The following is a 17,071-nucleotide window of genomic DNA, read 5'->3' as shown; positions in this document are numbered from 1 at the left end:
GCGGCCGTACCCGGCCGATTTCCTGTGGAGGCAGCCATGAAGATCGGCGAACTCGCCAAGGCGGCCGGCACGACCGTCGAAACCGTGCGCTATTACGAAAAAGAGGGCTTGCTGCCCGCGCCGGAGCGTGGCTTGAACAATTACCGCAGCTATGGCGCGCCGCACCTGGAGCGGCTGCGCCTGATCCGCAATTGCCGCGCGCTGGACATGACGCAGGAGGAGATCCGGGCCATCCTGCAACTGGCCGACGACCACCGCGCCGGCTGCGGCCCGATCAACGCGCTGTTCGACCAGCACATCGCCCACGTGGATGCCCGCATCGCCGAGCTGTTGCAGTTGAAGGGCCAGCTTTCCGAACTGCGCCGGCGCTGCCTGTCGGCGCGGCCCGATACTGACGACTGCGGCATTCTGCACGGCCTGTCCGAAATGCAGGTCGAGGAACGCCCCGAGCGCCACACCCACCTGGGCTGAGCGCGGCCAAGACCTTGGCCGGGGCGGGGGGATAGGGCCGGCCCGCGCGGGGGCTGTCGTATGATGAGAATGTTTCTCGAATAGGCTGACGCTTACCCATGACCGTTTCTCCCCTGCATGCCCTGGCTTCCCGCCGTTCCATGAAGTTCCTGCGCGCGCCCGCGCCCAAGCAGGAAGAGCTCGACCAGATTTTCCAGGCCGCCATGAGCGCGCCGGACCATGGCAAGTTGCGTCCCTGGCGTTTCGTGCTGATTCGCGGCGAGGCCATCGGCCGCCTGGCCGACCGCGCCCTGGACGCGGTCAAGCGCAGCGGCGACCCGCGCATGACGCCGGAAAAGGAAAAATCGGTGCGCCAGTGGATGAGCGAAGTGCCGCTGTTCGTGGGCCTGGCCCACAAGATCGAGCACGACAACCCCAAGGTGCCGGAGCAGGAGCAACTGCTGGCCACCGGCGCCTCGGTGATGAACATCCTGAACGCCACCCACATGCTGGGCTACGGCGCGTTCTGGAGCACCGGCATGGGCACCTACCTGGAGGAAGTCCAGGAAGCCCTCGGGCTGGACCCGCTGGACTACCGCTTCCTGGGCTTCCTGGCGATCGGCACGCCGGCCTGCGCGGTGCCGCCGGCCGAGCGGCCGGACTACCGGGAATTTGTCACGGAGTGGACCGGGCAGTAGCCCGGTCCCTCGGGGCCGCCTGCCTTCAGGCGGTTTCCTGCAGGACGCGCTGCGCTTCCTCGCGCACGCGTTCCGGGGCGGTGCCGCCGACGTGCTTGCGCGCCGCCACCGAGCCTTCCAGCGTCAGCACCGCATGGACGTCGTCGCCGATGCCGGGGTGGTAGGCCTTGAGGTCGGCCAGCGGCAGGTCGGCCAGGTCGCAGCCGCGCTGTTCGCAGTCGCGCACGGCGTGGGCCACCACTTCGTGGGCGTCGCGGAACGGCACGCCCTGCTTGACCAGGTAGTCGGCCAGGTCGGTGGCGGTGGCGAAACCCTGCAGCGCGGCGGCGCGCATGTTGTCGGCCTTGACCTTGATGCCGGCGGCCATGTCCGCGAAGATGGTCAGCGTGTCGCGCAGGGTGTCGACCGTGTCGAACAGGCCTTCCTTGTCTTCCTGGTTGTCCTTGTTGTAGGCCAGCGGCTGGCCTTTCATGAGGGTCAGCAGGGCCATCAGGTGGCCGTTGACGCGGCCGGTCTTGCCGCGCGCCAGCTCCGGCACGTCGGGGTTCTTCTTCTGGGGCATGATCGAGCTGCCGGTGCAGAAGCGGTCGGCCAGGTCGATGAAGCCCACGCGCGGGCTGATCCACAGCACCAGTTCTTCGGACAGGCGCGACACATGGGTCATGATCAGCGCGGCGGCGGCGCAGAATTCAATGGCGAAGTCGCGGTCGGACACGGCGTCCAGCGAGTTGCGGCACACGCCGTCGAAACCCAGCGTGCGGGCCACGCGTTCGCGGTCGATGGGGAAGCTGGTGCCGGCCAGCGCGGCGGCGCCCAGCGGCAGCCGGTTGACGCGCTTGCGGCAGTCGGCCAGCCGCTCGGCGTCGCGGCCGAACATTTCGGCATACGCCAGCAGGTGGTGGCCGAAGGTGACCGGCTGGGCCACCTGCAGGTGCGTGAAGCCCGGCATGATGGTGCCGGCGTGTTCCAGCGCGACGCTGGCCAGCGCGTGGCGCAGCTTGCGCAGCAGGGCGATCAGGCCGTCGATCTCGGCGCGCAGCCACAGGCGGATATCGGTGGCCACCTGGTCGTTGCGCGAGCGGCCGGTGTGCAGGCGCTTGCCGGCGTCGCCGACCAGCTCCACCAGGCGTTTTTCGATGTTCAGGTGCACGTCTTCCAGGTCGAGCAGCCACTGGAAGGTGCCGGCGTCGATTTCCGACAGGATCTGGGCCATGCCGCGCTCGATGTCGGCCAGGTCCTGGGCCGGGATGATGCCCTGCGCCGCCAGCATTTCGGCGTGCGCCAGCGAGCCCTGGATGTCGTGGCGCGCCAGGCGCTGGTCGAAATCCACGGACGCCGTGTAGCGCTTGACGAGTTCGGAAACCGGCTCGGAGAACCGGGCGGACCAGGCTTGCGCCTTGTTGGCGAACTGGTTTTGGTCGGAGGAGGGTGTTTTTGCCATGATGGGCGGAATTATAGGGCTAGGGACTGGCGACGCTGGCAAACCGCCCGGCGCCGCCCAGGTATCCGGCGCCGCCCGGCGGCGGGGCCACTTGTTGGATAATTCGGGCAAGCCATCTGAAGGAGCCCGGATTTGGCAATCGAATGGGAATGGGAACGCCTGGTGACGCGGCTGGGCGAATACGTGCCGACCCATGCCTGGGGCCAGACGCTGCTGGGCGTCGGCGTGCTGGTGCTGGCGGCCCTGATCGCGCAGTGGGTCGGGGCCCGCATCGTGCTGGCCTGCGCGCACCGGCTGCTGATCCTGACCGGCCGCGAGAACTGGGACAAGGCCCTGCGGCGCCGGCGCGCCTACCAGAACTTCTGGTATGCCGTGCCGTTCGCCGTGGTGTCCATGGGCATCGGCCTGGTGCCGCACGTCGAGCCGGCCGCCGCCGTGGTGGGGCGGCTGGCCCACGCCGCCGCCTGGATCTGCCTATTCATGGCGGCCAGCGGCGTGCTGAGCGCCTGGCAGGACACCTATTCCGCCACCACGCGGGCACAGACGCGTTCCATCAAGGGCTACATCCAGATCGGCAAGCTGATGCTGATCGCCATCTGCACGGTGCTGGTGCTGTCGATACTGCTGGACCGCTCGCCGCTGTGGATGATCTCCGGCCTGGGCGCGCTGTCGGCGGTGCTGCTGCTGGTGTTCAAGGACACGCTGCTGTCGCTGGTGGCCAGCACCCAGCTCACCTCCAACGACATGCTGCGCATCGGCGACTGGATCGAGATGCCCCAGTCGAACGCCGACGGCTTCGTGCGCGACATCGCCCTGCATACCGTCAAGGTGCAGAACTGGGACAACACCGTCACCACGGTGCCCACCTACAAGCTGTTTTCCGAGAGCTACCGCAACTACCGCCACATGTTCGAGTCGGGCGGGCGGCGCATCAAGCGCACGCTGCGGGTGGACGCCACCAGCGTGCGCTTCCTGGCCGACGACGAGGCCGAGCGCCTGATGCGCTTCCGGCTGCTGCACGATTACCTGGCGGCCAAGCGGACCGATCTGCTGCAGACCAACAGCACGCTGGACGAAGAACTGGCGCGGCTGCCGGCCAACCGGCGGCGGCTGACCAATATCGGCACCTTCCGCGCCTATGCGCTGGCCTATCTGAAGCGGCATCCGGAGATCCGCCAGGACATGTCGATGATGGTGCGCATGATGGAACCGCAGTCCGACGGCATCCCCATCGAGGTCTATTGCTTCACCGCCCTGACGGCCTGGGTGGAGTACGAGCGCATCCAGGGCGACGTGTTCGACCACCTGCTGGCCATCCTGCCCGAACTGGGCCTGCGCCTGTACCAGCAGCCCTCGGGCGCCGACATCGGCGCCATGGGCGAGGGCCTGGGCCAGGCGCTGCGGCGCGATCTGGCGCGGGAACGCGCCCTGGACGGCGCGGCCGGGCCGACGGTGCTGGACGATGCCCCCGGGGCCGGCATGCGATAATTTTCAGTCCGTATTCAACCGATCTGGAACCGTAGTCCATGAGCGCTGCCCGGGTTGCAATCGCGCAAATCAACGCCCACGTGGGCGACATCGCCGGCAATGCGGCCCGCGTGCTCGAGGCCGCCCGAGCGGCCCACGGGCAGGGGGCCGACGTGCTGGTCACGCCCGAACTGGTGCTGACCGGCTATCCGCCCGAAGACCTGCTGCTGCGCCCGCATTTCGTCGAGCGCCAGGAAGCCGCGCTGGCGCAGTTGCGCCAGGACACCGCCGGCCTGGCCGGCCTGCACCTGCTGGTGGGCCACGTACTGGCGCGCGGCGGCAAGCTGTACAACGCCGCCACGGTGCTGTGCGAAGGCAAGGTGGTCGGCGCGTACTGCAAGCGCGAGCTGCCCAATTACTCGGTGTTCGACGAACAACGCTATTTCTCGGCCGACGACCAGCCGCTGGTGTTCGAGGTCAAGGGCGTGCGCTTCGGCGTGAACATCTGCGAGGACATCTGGTTCGACCGCGCGCCGCGCGCCGCCGCGCAGGCCGGCGCGCAGGTGCTGCTGGTGCCCAATGCCTCGCCTTACAACACCGGCAAGCAGGAAGAGCGCCTCCAGGTGGCGCGCCGCTGCGCGCAGGACACGGGCTGCGCCGTGATCTACGCCAACATGGTGGGCGGCCAGGACGAGCTGGTGTTCGACGGCGCCTCGTTCGCGCTCGACGCGCAGGGCCGGCCGGCCGCGCGGCTGCCCGACTACACCGAGGGCGTCGACGTGGTCGAGGCCGATGGCTCGGGCACCGTCCGTCCCGTGTCGCGGCATGCCGATGTCAAGCCATACTGCCTGGAAGAGCAGGTCTGGAACGCGCTGGTGCTGGCGGTGCGCGACTACCTGGGCAAGAACGGCTTTCCGGGGGCCATCATCGGGCTGTCGGGCGGCATCGATTCGGCCGTGGTGCTGGCGGTGGCCGTCGACGCCCTGGGCGCCGCCAACGTGCGCACGGTGATGATGCCGTCGCGCTACACGGCGGATATCTCCCAGACCGACGCCAGCGACATGGCGCAGCGCCTGGGCGTGCGCCATGACGATATCGCCATCGGCCCGGCGGTCGACGCGTTCGGCGCCATGCTGGCCCCGCAGTTCGCCGGCCTGCCGGTCGACGCCACCGAAGAGAACATCCAGGCGCGGGTGCGCGGCACGCTGCTGATGGCGCTGTCCAACAAGACCGGCCACCTGGTGCTGACCACCGGCAACAAATCCGAGCTCACCACCGGTTATTGCACGCTGTACGGCGACATGGCCGGCGGCTTCGCGGTCATCAAGGACGTCCCCAAGACGCTGGTGTACCGCCTGGCCGAATGGCGCAACCGCGAACGCGAAGTCATCCCGCGCCGCATCATCACGCGCCCGCCCTCGGCCGAGCTGCGGCCCGACCAGACCGACCAGGACAGCCTGCCGCCGTACGACATCCTCGACGGCATCATGGAGCGCTACATGGAGCGCAACCAGTCGGCCGCCGAGATCGTGGCCGCGGGCTTCCCGCAGGCGGCCGTCGAGCAGGTGGTGCACCTGATCCGCGTCAACGAATACAAGCGCCGCCAGGCGCCGCCGGGGCCGCGCATCACGCCGCGCGCGTTCGGCCGGGATTGGCGCTATCCTGTCACCAACGGGTTCCGGGAAACCGTCTGAACCCGCGCCGCCTTCGATCTTTCCTCAGGACCACAACAACGTGAAACAAGTCACCGCCATCATCAAACCCTTCAAGCTCGACGAAGTCCGCGAGGCGCTGGCCGAGGTCGGAGTCAGCGGCCTGACCGTCACCGAGGTCAAGGGCTTCGGCCGCCAGAAGGGGCATACCGAGCTCTATCGCGGCGCCGAATACGTGGTGGATTTCCTGCCCAAGATCCGGGTCGAGGTGGTGCTGGCCGACGACATGGTCGAACCGGCCATCGAGGCGGTGATCAAGGCGGCCCGCACCGGCAAGATCGGCGACGGCAAGATCTTCGTCACCCCGGTCGAACAGGCCATCCGCATCCGCACCGGCGAGAACGGCGAACAGGCGCTGTAAGGGCGCCGGCACGGCCCGGCCGGGATGGGCGGACCCGGCGCCAGGCGATCGCCCGGCCGACACGGGGACCCCGGTGTCAGGCACCTGCGGAGCCTGACACCTGCCGGTGGGGCAGCACAGGTGTCTGACATCTTGCGTGGGACCCCGGTGTCGGGCACCTGCGGAGCCTGACACCTGCCGGTGGGGCAGCACAGGTGTCTGACACCTTGCGTGGGACCTCGGTGTCGGGCACTTGCGGGGCCCGGCACCTGCCGGTGGGGCAACCCAGGTGTCTGACACCTTGCGTGTCAGACACCGCGCACAGCCCCCCAGGCTCTCAGCGCACCAACTGATTCATCTCCAGAATCGGCATCATCACCGCCAGCACGATCAGCAGCACGAAGCCGCCCATCAGCAGGATCAGCATCGGTTCCAGCAGGGCGGTCATGGCCATGGCGCGGCGCTCCAGGTCGCGCGACAGGTTCTGCGCGCCGCGCTCGAGCAGTTCCGGCAGGCGCCCGGTCTTCTCGCCGCTGGCGACCAGGTGGATCAACAATGACGGAAACACCTTCTGCGCCGCCAGCGCCGAGGCCAGCGGCGCGCCTTCGCGCACGCGCTCGGTGGCTTCATCGACGGCGCGGCGCAGGCGTTCGTTGCCCAGGGTGCGGCGCGCCGCGCCCAGCGCGCCCAGCAGGCTGACGCCGCTGCTGCTCAGGATGGCCAGCGTCGAGGCGAAGCGCGCCACGTCCACCCCCAGCACGAAGCGCCCCGCCAGCGGCAGCCGCAGCAGCCGCGCATGCCAGGCCTCGCGGCGCGCCGGCGCGCGCAGCGCGATGCGCCACAGCGAGAAGGCGGCCACCGCGCCGATGGCGCTGGCCCAGCCCCATTGGCGCACGAAATCGCTCAGCGCCAGCATGATGCGCGTCAGCAGCGGCAATTGCTGGTGCGCGTGGTCGAAGGCGGTGATGACCTGCGGCACCACATAGCCCAGCAGGAACGCGACGATGATGACCGATACGCAGGCCACCACGGCGGGATAGATGAACGCCGTCATCACCTTGCCGCGCAGCGCGTTGCGCTCTTCGATGTAGCCCGCCAGTTTCTCCATCACCTGCGCCAGGTCGCCGGATTCCTCGCCGGCGGCCACCAGCGCGCGATAGATCTCCGGAAAATCGCGCGGCCGCGTCGCCAGCGCATCGGCCAGCCGGAAGCCGGCCCGCACCTCATCGCGCACGCCGGTTAGCGCGGTCGCCACGTGGCGGCTCTCGGCCTGCTCCAGCGTCGCGCTCAGCGCGGCGTCCAGCGGCAGGCGCGCGGCCAGCAGGCTGGCGAGCTGGCGCGTCAGCCAGGCCAGCTCGCTGTCGGACAGGCGGCGCTGCAGCATGCCGGCGCCCGCGCCCTGGCGCGACGCCGCGGCCACCGTCGACAGCGGCACCAGGCCGCGGGCGCGCAACTGGTTGCGCGCGCCGCGCTCGGTCTCGGCATCGAGGGTGCCATGGACGATCTTCCCCACCAGGTCGGTGGCTTCGTAACGGAACGACGGCATGCGAAAAAGCCCGTGCTTTCAATGATTTCCAGGCCGCCACATTGACCGCGAAATATGACGATAGTGTTGCAGGGGTACCCCGTATACTCGGCCGCAATTTACTGCTCCTTTGCTGTTCACATATCTCATGCGCCGCCTCAGAAAAACCACCCTGGCTGTCCTGCTCGCCGTTGCGAATGCCGCGATGCCGCTGCCGCCTGTCTATGCCCAAGCGCAGCCGGCCGACCAGCGCGTCAGCCTGAATTTCGTCGACACCGATATCCCCGCGGTGTTGCGCGCGCTATCGTTATTCACGCAGCGCAATTACCTGGTCGATCCGCGCGTCAAGGGCAAGCTCACGCTGGTGTCCGGGCGCCCGGTCGATCGCGATACGGCGCTGGCCATGCTGGCGGGTGCGCTGCGCATGCAGGGCTATGCCATTGTCGAGGTCGACGGCGTGACGCGCGTGGTGCCCGAGGCCGACGCCAAGCTGCAGGGCAGCACCGTGGTGACGGACACGCCGCGGCGCAGCGGCGCGCCGGCGCCGGTGCCGATGGCCGACTTCGCGCGTGAAGCGCGCGGCAGCGAGGTCGTGACGCGCGTGTTCTCGCTCAAGTACGAGAACGCCGCGAACCTGCTGCCGGTGCTGCGGCCGCTGGTCCCGCCCAACAACCCCATCAACGCATATCCGGGCAACAACACCATCGTCGTAACCGACTACGCCGACAACCTGGACCGGATCGCCCGCGTGATCGCGCGGGTCGATGTGCCCAGCGCGATCGATACCGACGTGGTGCCGGTCAAGTACGGCGTGGCGTCGGACCTGGCCTCGCTGGCCACGCAGCTGCTCGACGCCCAGAACAACGATCCGACGCAGCGCATCGCCATGGTGGCCGATCCGCGCACGAACAGCGTGCTGGTGCGCGCCGGCAGTCCGGCCCGCACCAGGCTGGCCCGCGACCTGATCGAGAAACTGGATTCGCAATCGGCGCGGCCCGGCAATCTGCATGTGGTGTACTTGCGCAATGCGCAGGCCTCGCGCATGGCCGAAGTCCTCGGCGGCCTGCTGAGCAGCCAGGCCCTCAACGGCGCGGGCGGGGAGGGCGCCGCGGTCGGGTCGAACATGGGTGGCGGGACGGCAGCCAATTCGCGCAATCGCGCCAACACGTCCACGCGCGGCGCCAGCAGCATGCCGGTGAGCTCCGGCACGTCCGGCGGCCTGGGCGGCGGCAGCTCGTTCGGCCAGCAGCAGCAGATCGAGCGCGACGACGGCGGCGCCGGACAGGCGGTGACATATTCCGGCGGCGGCGCCACGGTGCAGGCCGACCCCGCTACCAACACGCTGATCATCTCGGCTCCCGAGCCGCTGTATCGCAGCCTGCGCGAAGTGATCGACCAGCTCGACCAGCGCCGCGCGCAGGTGCTGGTGGAAAGCTTGATCGTGGAGGTCAGCCAGGAGAAGGCGGCCGAGTTCGGCATCCAGTGGATGACCGGCGCCGGCAGCCTGGACGGCAGCGGCTTCGTCGGCGGCACCAACCTGGGCGGCAGCGGCATCGGCAGCGCCGGCACCGGCGCCACCACCCTGGACGCGCTGGGGCGCGGCCTGACGCTGGGCCTGGTCAAGGGCACCGTCGATGCGCTGGGCAACCAGGTGATCAACCTCAACGTGCTGGCGCGCGCGCTGCAGAACAGCGGCGAGGCAAACATCCTGTCGACGCCCAACCTGCTGACCCTGGACAACGAGCCGGCCAGCATCCTGGTGGGCAAGACCGTGCCGTTCGTCACCGGGCAGTATGTGACTTCCGGCAGCGCCGGCAGCAACAATCCGTTCCAGACCATCGAGCGCGAGGACATCGGCCTGAAGCTGAACATCCGCCCGCAGATTTCCGAAGGCGGCGCGGTCAAGCTGGACATCTACCAGGAAGTCAGCAGCATCGACGAGGCCAGTTCCAGCGAGACCACCGGCCTCGTCACCAACAAGCGCGCCATCGATACCAGCGTGCTGGTCGACGACGGCCAGATCATCGTGCTGGGCGGCTTGCTGGAAGACAGCGTCAGCACCTCCACCAACGCCGTGCCCGGCCTGAGTTCGATTCCGGTGCTGGGGGCGCTGTTCCGCTACGACACGCGGCGCCGCACCAAGAGCAACCTGATGGTGTTCCTGCGGCCCTACGTGGTGCGCGACGCGCGCGACAGCGCCAACGTCACGCTCAACCGCTATGACTACATGCGCCGCGCGCAAAGCCAGGCGCAGCCCGGCAAGCACTGGCTGCTGCCCGACCTGCAGGCGCCGCTGTTGCCGCCGGCGCGCGTGCAGGCGGTGGGCGGCGCCGAGTACGACCTGCGGCCCGAGGCCGCCGCCGCGACCATGCGCCGCGACCCGCCGCGCACCACCCAGACCTTCCGCGTGCGGCAGTTGCCTGAGCCCTCGGGCGGCACCGACCCGAGCCTGCCGATCCGCGCCAACCTGCCGCTGGGGGTCAGCATCGCCACCGACCCGTCCGCGCTGTATGCCGAGACGCGCCAGGACACCACCATTCTGCAGGTGGCCTCGGTGGAAAGCCAGGCCGAGGCCGACCGCATCGCCCAGCGCGTGCGCATCAGCGGCCTGAGCGCCTATGTGCAGGTGGGGCCGGGCGGGCAGGGCTTCGTGGTGCGCTCCGATGTGGCGCGCGACGCCGCCACCGTCGATACGGCCGTGGCGCTGCTCAGGGAGCTGGGCTACCGGGCCGAACTGGTGACCCACCTGTGAACGCCTACCCGCTGCCGTTCGCCTGGGCCCGCGCGCAGCGGGCCGTGCTGCTGTTGCGGCCCGGGGCCTCGCAGCTGACCGTCAGCGCGCGCACGCCGGCCTGGGCGATCCGCGAGATCAGGCGCTGCCATGGCGAAGTGCCCGTCACGCAGGTGGACGACGAGCAGCTCGAGACGCTGCTCAACGCCGCCTACAGCGATACCGCCGACGCCGCTTCCGTCATGGGCGTGGCCGAGAACGAGATCGACCTGGACCGGCTCCTGCAGGACATCCCCGAAGTGGCCGACCTGCTGGAGACGCAGGACGACGCGCCGGTGATCCGCATGATCAACGCGCTGTTCGCGCAGGCCGCGCGCGATGGCGCCAGCGACATGCATATCGAACCGTACGAGACCCATTCGGTGGTGCGCTACCGGGTCGACGGCGTGCTGCGCGACGTGGTCAGCCCGCGCAAGGCGCTGCACTCGGCGCTGATTTCGCGCATCAAGATCATGGCCAATCTGGACATCGCCGAGAAGCGCCTGCCGCAGGACGGCCGCATCGCCCTGCGGGTGGGCGGGCGGCCCATCGACGTGCGGGTGTCGACGCTGCCCACCGGCCATGGCGAGCGCGCCGTGCTGCGCCTGCTCGACAAGGAGGCAGGGCGCCTGCAACTGGAGAAGCTCGGCATGAGCCCGGCGGTGCTGACCCAGCTCGACAGCCTGATCCGCCAGCCGCACGGCATCGTGCTGGTGACCGGCCCGACCGGCAGCGGCAAGACCACCACGCTGTACGCGGCGCTGTCGCGCCTGGACGCCTCGACCACCAACATCCTTACCGTCGAAGACCCGATCGAGTACGACCTGCCCGGCATCAGCCAGACGCAGGTCAACGCCAAGATCGACATGACCTTCGCGCTGGCCCTGCGGGCCATCCTGCGGCAGGATCCGGACGTGATCATGATCGGCGAGATCCGCGACCTGGAAACCGCGCAGATCGCGGTGCAGGCCTCGCTGACCGGGCACTTGGTGCTGGCCACGCTGCACACCAACGACGCCACCTCGGCCGTCACGCGGCTGGTGGACATGGGCGTCGAGCCGTTCCTGCTCGCCTCGTCGCTGCTGGGCGTGCTGGCCCAGCGCCTGGTGCGGCAGCTATGCCACGAATGCCGCCGGCCGGATACCTTGCCGGACGGGCGCGTGGTCTACCGCCCGGTGGGCTGCCCGGCGTGCAATCACACTGGCTATAGCGGCCGCTCCGGCATCCACGAGCTGTTCACGGTGGACGAGGACGTGCGGCGCCTGATCCACGAGGGGCGCGACGAACAGGCCTTGCGCGCCCAGGCCCTGCGCGGGGGCATGCGCACGCTGCGCGACGACGGCCAGCGCTGGGTCGAGGCGGGCGCCACCTCGCCCGAGGAAATCCTGCGCGTCACGCGCGACGCCTGAGCGGGCGGCGTTCAGCGCGGCGTGCCGAAGCGGCTCCTGCCGTCCGACACCGGGCCCAGCGCGCCCAGCAGTCCGGTCAGGGCGGCGCGCTGCGCGTCGCTGGCCCCGGCGGCCGGCTGCGCGATGCCCTGGAACTGCAGCCGCCCCTTGCGCACCTGGCCGCTGCCGGTCAGCTCCAGCACGCCGGCCTCGGTGTCGAGCTGGAGTTCGATCGCGCCATCGGCCGCGCTGGCGCGCAGCCGGTAGTCGCCCAGCGGACGCACTTGCGACAGGGCGGACGAGGCCTGCGTCCAGCGGCCCACGCCCAGCTCGCCGGCCGGCGGCATGCTGCCCAGCAGGAACGGCCGCCATTGCACTTCGATCTGGCCGCCCGGCGCCACCGTATTGAGCGGGGCGCCGAACGCGGCCAGCACTGCCGCCGGCATCTGCAGGTTCTGCGCCGAGACCGTCACGCCATTCCAGCCCGGTTGCAGGCGCACCGGTCCGCGCAGCCAGGGGTGCGAAAGTTCGAGCGCGCCCGCGCGCCATTGCCAGCGCACCGGCTGGGGCAGCAGGCGGCGGGCCCCGGGCGGGCCCAGCGCGAGCTGGGCGCTGCCGCGCCACACGGTGCCGTCGGCGCCGGCCAGCGCCACCATGGCGTCATCGGGTATCAGCAGCTTGAACCAGCGGGCCGGCAATACCGGCAGGGCGGCGAGCAAGGCGCTGCCACAGGCCAGCGCGGCCAGCGGCAGCGAGAAAGACGAAGGCAGGGATAAACGCATCAGGAAGCGGGGGCAGCAGGGCGCAGGGTGAGTGTGCCGCTGAGGCGGCCCGGCAGGCGGCGGCCGGCCGGATTGGTGGCGCGGGTCAGCTCCGCCTGGGCGACCGACAGCCGCCAGTCGCGCGCGGCGGTGTCGAGCCAGCGGAACAGGGCGGACGATGGCGCCTCGCGCAAGCTCAGCGTCACGCCGGGTTCCGGCGCGGCGCCGGCGGATTTGGCCGGCGCGGCCAGCGTCCACGCTTCGTCGGGCAGGCCTTCGCGCCGCAGGCTGGCCGACAGTTCCTCGGCCGTGGGCATGGCCGGCGCCGCGCTGCCGGCGCCATGGCGCTGCATGGCGCGCACTTGCGCGGTCAGGTCGGCCACGGTGGCGGCCTGGACGCGCAGCGCCGGCAAGTCGCGCTGCGCCTGCCGCATGGCGGACCAGGCCGGTTCGATCAGCACCAGGAACAGCAGGGCGAGCGCCGCGACCGCGGCGGCCGCCGCCAACAGGCGCTGCTCGCGCGGCGGGCGCTGCCTGTACCAGGCGGCGGCGCGTTGCCAGCCGGCCTCGGCGCGGCGCATCGCGGGCGCCAGGCTGGCGCGCAGGGAGGCAGGCAGGCTCATGGGCGGACCCTCATGATGCGCCAATCGCCGCCGTCGTCGCGCTCGATGCGCGCGCCCAGCGCCGAGGCGCGTTGCAGGATGGCGGACGTCTCGGCCAGCCGGTCGGTCGCCGCGGCCGTGTCCTGGCCGGCGGGGGCGGCATGCAGGCGCAGTGTCAGCGTGGCGTCGCGGTAGGTCATCCGGTCGACTGCGTCGGCGGCGAACGGCAGCGCCTGGGCCGCCACGCGCGCCAGCGACAGGAAGTCGTCGCCCGATGCATCGCCCTGGCCCGCCAGCAACGCGTCGCGCCCGCGTTCGGCCTGGCGCAGCGGGTCCAGCACCACGGGAATGCCGGGGAACGCATCGCGCACATCGCGCTCCATGGCGCTGCGCAGGTCCTGCGTCTCGCGCTGCAATTGCAGGGCATACAGGTTCAGGCCGGCGATCCAGACCGCCGCGGCAACCCCCAGCCAGGCCGCGGCGCCGCGCCAGCGCGACGGCCGGCGCGGCGCCAGGTCCGGCACCGCCAGCGACCAGCCCGGCCCGGGCGCTTGCCAGCGCGGGTCGCCGATGTCGTGCAGCGGGGCCGGCTGCGCCGTGTCCGGCATATCGGACCAGACCTGCAAGGGGTAGAACGCCTGCACCGCCAGCCCGGCGGCGGACAGGCGCTGCCAGGCGGCGCGCAGCGGCTCGCGGGCCATCCAGGCGGCCGTCACGCTGCCGTCGGCGGCGCGGCCGCCATGGCCCACCGCCAGGGTGTCCAGCTCGCCCAGCACCAGGCCCTCCAGCGCGCCGTGCACGGCGGCGGCGTGACGGCTGGCGGGCACGGCCGGCACCGTGAGCGCCGCCACGATCACATCGTCCGGGTGCAGTATGGCCTGCACCCGCGCGTGCGGAAAGGCGGCCGCCAGCGGCGCCGCCGCCAGGCTGCCGCCGCGCGCCACCCGGCCCTGGCGGTCGATCCAGGCATAGGCCAGCGGCGTACTGTCCGCCCATTCGGCCAGGCGCGGCAGGGCCACGCGCAGCACATTCTTTACGGTGTTTCTCTTATCCATACGGTTTCGGGGGCGCGCTGGCGGGCGGTGCTGACCAGGGCCTGCATGCTGACGCGCGCGCGCTGGTAGGCCACGGTGCCCGTGGCGAGGAACCATTCGCTGGTGGTGGCGACCGGCGGCACCTGCAAGGGCGGGTCGCCGGTGGACAGCCGGTTGGTGAAGTCGCCGCTGTCGTTGAACCAGCGGCCGCGGTCGCGCTCGCCGGTCACGGCGCGCGCCTGGGCCAGGCTCAGGCCCGGCACCAGGGCCGCGATGACTTCGGGTTCGGCGGTGTTGACGTTGACCAGGCTGGCGGCCGGCAGCAGCGTCATGGTGCGCCGCATGGCGCGCACGCCGGCCTGGTCGACCTGCATCAGCGCGGCCAGGTCCTCGATGCCGCGCGGCTGCGGCGCGCGCGCGCCGCCGGCGCCGGGCGGCGCGGCTGCGCCGGGCGCCTGGGGCGCAGCCGCGCGGCTTTGCGTCAGCGCGACGTGCTCGGCCAATTGCGGGGCGAGCGTGTCGGGCAGGCCCAGGGCGGCCAGCAGGCGCGCCAGCACCTCCAGCTGGGTCTCGTCGACCACGCCGCGCTCGGCCAGGTTGTACAGGTTGTATTTGCCCTGTTCGTCCTGGATGCTGCCCGAGAACACCGCGGCACGGTCATCGTCGCCGCCTTCGATGCGGGTGTCGAGCACCGGCGTGGACCACAGCTGGTCGCGCCGCACGGTGGCTTCGCGGCGGGCGTTCTCGCCCAGGATCAGGCGGGCCCAGTCGATGCCGCCCAGCAGCAGCCAGCGCGCCTGGATGCGCGCCTGTTCGTTCTCGACCTGGCGGATCGCCGAAGTCTGGCGCAGGAACAGCCCGCTGGTCAGGGCCGCCACGATGGCGACCACGATCAGCGCGCTGACCACCGCCATGCCTTGCTGTCGCGCGGGGCCGCGCGTCATGGCAGCACCACCACGCGCGTGTAGCGCTCGGCCTGGCCGCGCAGGCGCCGTTCGACCGCCACTTCCAGCCCGCTGGCGCGGGTGGTTTCCGGCTGCAGCGGATCGCGCCAGCCGCGCCCGGGCACCCATGCGCGCAGCGCCAGTGCGGTGGCGCCCGGCATGACCAGGGCGCCTTCGGCCGGTTCCGGCAGCGGATAGCGCGCCGCGGCCACGCCGCTGTAGCGCCACAGGCCGTCGGGCCGCAGACGCCAGGTGACGCGCTGCCACAGGCCGCCCTCGGGCGTGGCGCGCACGATATCGAGCAGCGCCGCGCCGGCGGCCTGCGCGACGTGGATGCCGGCCGGCAACAGCGTGTTGTCGCCGGCGTCGCCGGCCGGCACGCCGGTGTAGGCGCGATTCAGGTCGCGCTCCAGCTGGCCGAGGGTGCGCAGCACGATGGCTTGTTCCTGCGTCTGGTCGTCCAGCCAGGCGCGCGCCGACGATACCTGCTCCAGTCCGCGCCACGACAGCAGGCTGACCAGCGCCATCAAGGCGATGGCGATGAGCACTTCGATCAAGGTAAAGCCCTGCTGGCGCGCAGCGCGGGCGTGGCGAGAGTGTCTCATCGTATCTGCGAGACCAGGCCGGTCAGTTCGGCCAGCGTGGCGCCGCCCTGGCCGCTGTCGCGCACCCGCACGGTCACCTGGCGGAAATTGCGGTTCAGCGAATTGCGGATCTCCAGTTCGCAGCGCAGCGCCAGGGCGCCCTGCGGACAGGGCGTGGTCTGGGTGCCGGCGCGCGGAAAGGCCTGTTCCAGGCGCAATTGCGCCAGCGCGTTCTCGGCCGCCATGAGCGCGAGCGTCTTGTTGCGGATGGCCCGGTTGTTGTCGAGCATGACCTGGGTGGCGCGCATCGCCGCGCCCATGGCCACCGCGATGATGGCCAGCGCCACCAGCACTTCGATCAGGGTGAAGCCGCGCTGCCCGCGCGCCGCGGCGCGGCGGCGCTCAGCGGATCGCATAGCCGCCCGCGGCATCGCGCTCGATCCGCGCCGTCTCGCCATTGGCGGCCAGCTCCAGCACCAGGGGGTCGGCGATCCATTCGGTGCCGAACACGACCGGGCGATCCGGCGCCAGGCTCAGGATCACCGGCGGCGCGCTCCAGGCTTGCGGGCGCAGCGCGCTGTCGTCCTCGAAGCGGTCCGGCGCGCGCGGACCGTCGTCCTGGGCCGACACGCGCGGCGCGCGGCCGCGCCGCTCGAACGACCAGCCGCGCGCATCGGCGCGCCAGCGGATGGCGCGCCCGTCGCTGCGCGCTTCGCTTTGCGCGACCGCGAAGGCGTCGACCAGGCGCTCGGCATCGCCGCGCAGTTCACGTCCCGACGACGAGGCGATCGACAGGCTGACCATGGAAGCCCCGATGGCGATGATCACCACCACCACCAGCATCTCGATCAGGGTGAAACCGGCTTCAGAGATCCCACGAACCGATGTCCGCATCGTCCTGTTCTCCGCCCGCCTTGTTGTCGGGACCGAAGGTGAACACGTCGATCTCGCCGCGCACGCCCGGATTCAGGTACTGGTATGGATGGCCCCACGGGTCGTTGGGCAGGCGGTCCAGGTAGGGGCGCCAGTTGCGCGCGCCCTCGGGCTGCTTGACCAGGGCCTGCAGGCCTTCGGCGGTGGTCGGGTAGCGGCCGGTATCCAGGCGGTACAGCTTGAGCGCCTGCATCAGGCCGCTGATGTCCTGGCGCGCGGCCACGCGGCGGGCCTGGTCGGGCCGGTCGAGCACGCGCGGCACCACCAGGGCGGCCAGGATGCCCATGATGACGATCACCACCATGATCTCGATTAGCGTGAAGCCCTGCTGCCGGGCACGCGCGCGCTGGAACTGACGCACAGTATTTCTCCGCTGGTAGGTATGGAAAGCGGCAATCATGCGTCAGAAATATGACAGTAAT

General features: G+C 70.7%; 17 protein-coding genes. 7 read left to right on the top strand and 10 right to left on the bottom strand.

Annotation, left to right across the window (positions count from 1 at the left end):
• Positions 1-36 precede the first annotated feature (36 nt).
• Positions 37-471 carry a Cd(II)/Pb(II)-responsive transcriptional regulator gene (cadR, locus tag CAL24_RS09475; protein ID WP_028355582.1) on the top strand — a complete coding sequence of 145 codons (435 nt, stop codon included), beginning with the start codon at positions 37-39 and terminating at the stop codon, positions 469-471.
• 98 nt (positions 472-569) lie between these two features.
• Positions 570-1,148 (top strand): nitroreductase family protein, encoded by a 579-nt coding sequence (locus CAL24_RS09470; protein WP_028355581.1) that lies wholly within the window; start codon positions 570-572, stop codon positions 1,146-1,148.
• 25 nt (positions 1,149-1,173) lie between these two features.
• Here CAL24_RS09470 and argH read toward each other — a convergent pair whose 3' ends face one another.
• Positions 1,174-2,589, bottom strand: coding sequence for an argininosuccinate lyase (argH, locus tag CAL24_RS09465; RefSeq protein WP_028355580.1), 1,416 nt, complete (start codon positions 2,587-2,589; stop codon positions 1,174-1,176).
• Positions 2,590-2,727: 138 nt separating this feature from the next.
• On the opposite strand from argH, the gene CAL24_RS09460 reads away from it, so the two are divergent.
• Genes CAL24_RS09460 through CAL24_RS09450 form a run of 3 tightly spaced genes read left to right on the top strand, consistent with a single transcriptional unit; the run spans position 2,728 to position 6,129 of the window.
• Positions 2,728-4,077 carry a mechanosensitive ion channel family protein gene (locus tag CAL24_RS09460; protein WP_094806615.1) on the top strand — a complete coding sequence of 450 codons (1,350 nt, stop codon included), beginning with the start codon at positions 2,728-2,730 and terminating at the stop codon, positions 4,075-4,077.
• A gap of 38 nt (positions 4,078-4,115) precedes the next feature.
• Complete coding sequence (locus tag CAL24_RS09455) at positions 4,116-5,750, top strand: NAD+ synthase (protein WP_094806553.1); 1,635 nt, start codon at positions 4,116-4,118, stop codon at positions 5,748-5,750.
• Between the two features lie 40 nt (positions 5,751-5,790).
• Positions 5,791-6,129: a P-II family nitrogen regulator gene (locus tag CAL24_RS09450; RefSeq protein ID WP_012249775.1), complete on the top strand. Its 339-nt coding sequence runs from the start codon at positions 5,791-5,793 to the stop codon at positions 6,127-6,129.
• A 316-nt stretch (positions 6,130-6,445) separates the two neighbouring features.
• Here CAL24_RS09450 and gspF read toward each other — a convergent pair whose 3' ends face one another.
• Entirely contained in the window at positions 6,446-7,654 is a 1,209-nt protein-coding gene (gspF, locus tag CAL24_RS09445) for a type II secretion system inner membrane protein GspF (protein WP_094806552.1), read from the bottom strand.
• 127 nt (positions 7,655-7,781) lie between these two features.
• Here gspF and gspD point away from each other — a divergent pair, with 127 nt between their 5' ends.
• Both gspD and gspE read left to right on the top strand, forming a co-directional pair.
• Positions 7,782-10,385 (top strand): type II secretion system secretin GspD, encoded by a 2,604-nt coding sequence (gene gspD / locus CAL24_RS09440; RefSeq protein WP_094806614.1) that lies wholly within the window; start codon positions 7,782-7,784, stop codon positions 10,383-10,385.
• On the top strand, positions 10,382-11,812 hold the full coding sequence (gspE, locus tag CAL24_RS09435) for a type II secretion system ATPase GspE (protein ID WP_094806551.1): 1,431 nt from the start codon (positions 10,382-10,384) through the stop codon (positions 11,810-11,812). The genes gspD and gspE overlap by 4 nt, the downstream gene beginning before the upstream one ends.
• 11 nt (positions 11,813-11,823) lie before the next feature.
• On the opposite strand, the gene gspN is transcribed toward gspE, so the two are convergent.
• The 8 genes from gspN to gspG are packed head-to-tail and all read right to left on the bottom strand — an operon-like array spanning position 11,824 to position 17,049.
• Positions 11,824-12,573, bottom strand: a complete 750-nt coding sequence (gspN, locus tag CAL24_RS09430) for a type II secretion system protein N (protein WP_170947056.1) — start codon at positions 12,571-12,573, stop codon at positions 11,824-11,826.
• Positions 12,573-13,175: a type II secretion system protein GspM gene (gene gspM, locus CAL24_RS09425; RefSeq protein ID WP_028355457.1), complete on the bottom strand. Its 603-nt coding sequence runs from the start codon at positions 13,173-13,175 to the stop codon at positions 12,573-12,575. Before gspM ends, gspN begins: the two co-directional genes overlap by 1 nt.
• Entirely contained in the window at positions 13,172-14,209 is a 1,038-nt protein-coding gene (gene gspL / locus CAL24_RS09420) for a type II secretion system protein GspL (protein ID WP_094806550.1), read from the bottom strand. The genes gspM and gspL overlap by 4 nt, the downstream gene beginning before the upstream one ends.
• Positions 14,188-15,132 carry a type II secretion system minor pseudopilin GspK gene (gene gspK, locus CAL24_RS09415; protein WP_028355459.1) on the bottom strand — a complete coding sequence of 315 codons (945 nt, stop codon included), beginning with the start codon at positions 15,130-15,132 and terminating at the stop codon, positions 14,188-14,190. The genes gspL and gspK overlap by 22 nt, the downstream gene beginning before the upstream one ends.
• Entirely contained in the window at positions 15,129-15,737 is a 609-nt protein-coding gene (locus CAL24_RS09410; protein ID WP_028355460.1) for a prepilin-type N-terminal cleavage/methylation domain-containing protein, read from the bottom strand. The genes gspK and CAL24_RS09410 overlap by 4 nt, the downstream gene beginning before the upstream one ends.
• Positions 15,734-16,132 (bottom strand): type II secretion system minor pseudopilin GspI, encoded by a 399-nt coding sequence (gspI, locus tag CAL24_RS09405; RefSeq protein ID WP_028355461.1) that lies wholly within the window; start codon positions 16,130-16,132, stop codon positions 15,734-15,736. The genes CAL24_RS09410 and gspI overlap by 4 nt, the downstream gene beginning before the upstream one ends.
• The gene (gene gspH, locus CAL24_RS09400) at positions 16,119-16,610 is read right to left on the bottom strand and encodes a type II secretion system minor pseudopilin GspH (protein ID WP_028355462.1); all 492 of its coding nucleotides are present in this window, start codon (positions 16,608-16,610) and stop codon (positions 16,119-16,121) included. Before gspH ends, gspI begins: the two co-directional genes overlap by 14 nt.
• Positions 16,582-17,049 (bottom strand): type II secretion system major pseudopilin GspG, encoded by a 468-nt coding sequence (gspG, locus tag CAL24_RS09395; RefSeq protein ID WP_170947055.1) that lies wholly within the window; start codon positions 17,047-17,049, stop codon positions 16,582-16,584. Before gspG ends, gspH begins: the two co-directional genes overlap by 29 nt.
• Between the last annotated feature and the right edge of the window lie 22 nt (positions 17,050-17,071).

Source organism: Bordetella genomosp. 2 (genome assembly GCF_002261345.1).
GTDB lineage: Bacteria > Pseudomonadota > Gammaproteobacteria > Burkholderiales > Burkholderiaceae_B > Bordetella_A.
The sequence above is the reverse complement of the archived record's forward strand: the minus strand, read 5'-3'. Positions and strand labels throughout refer to the sequence as shown.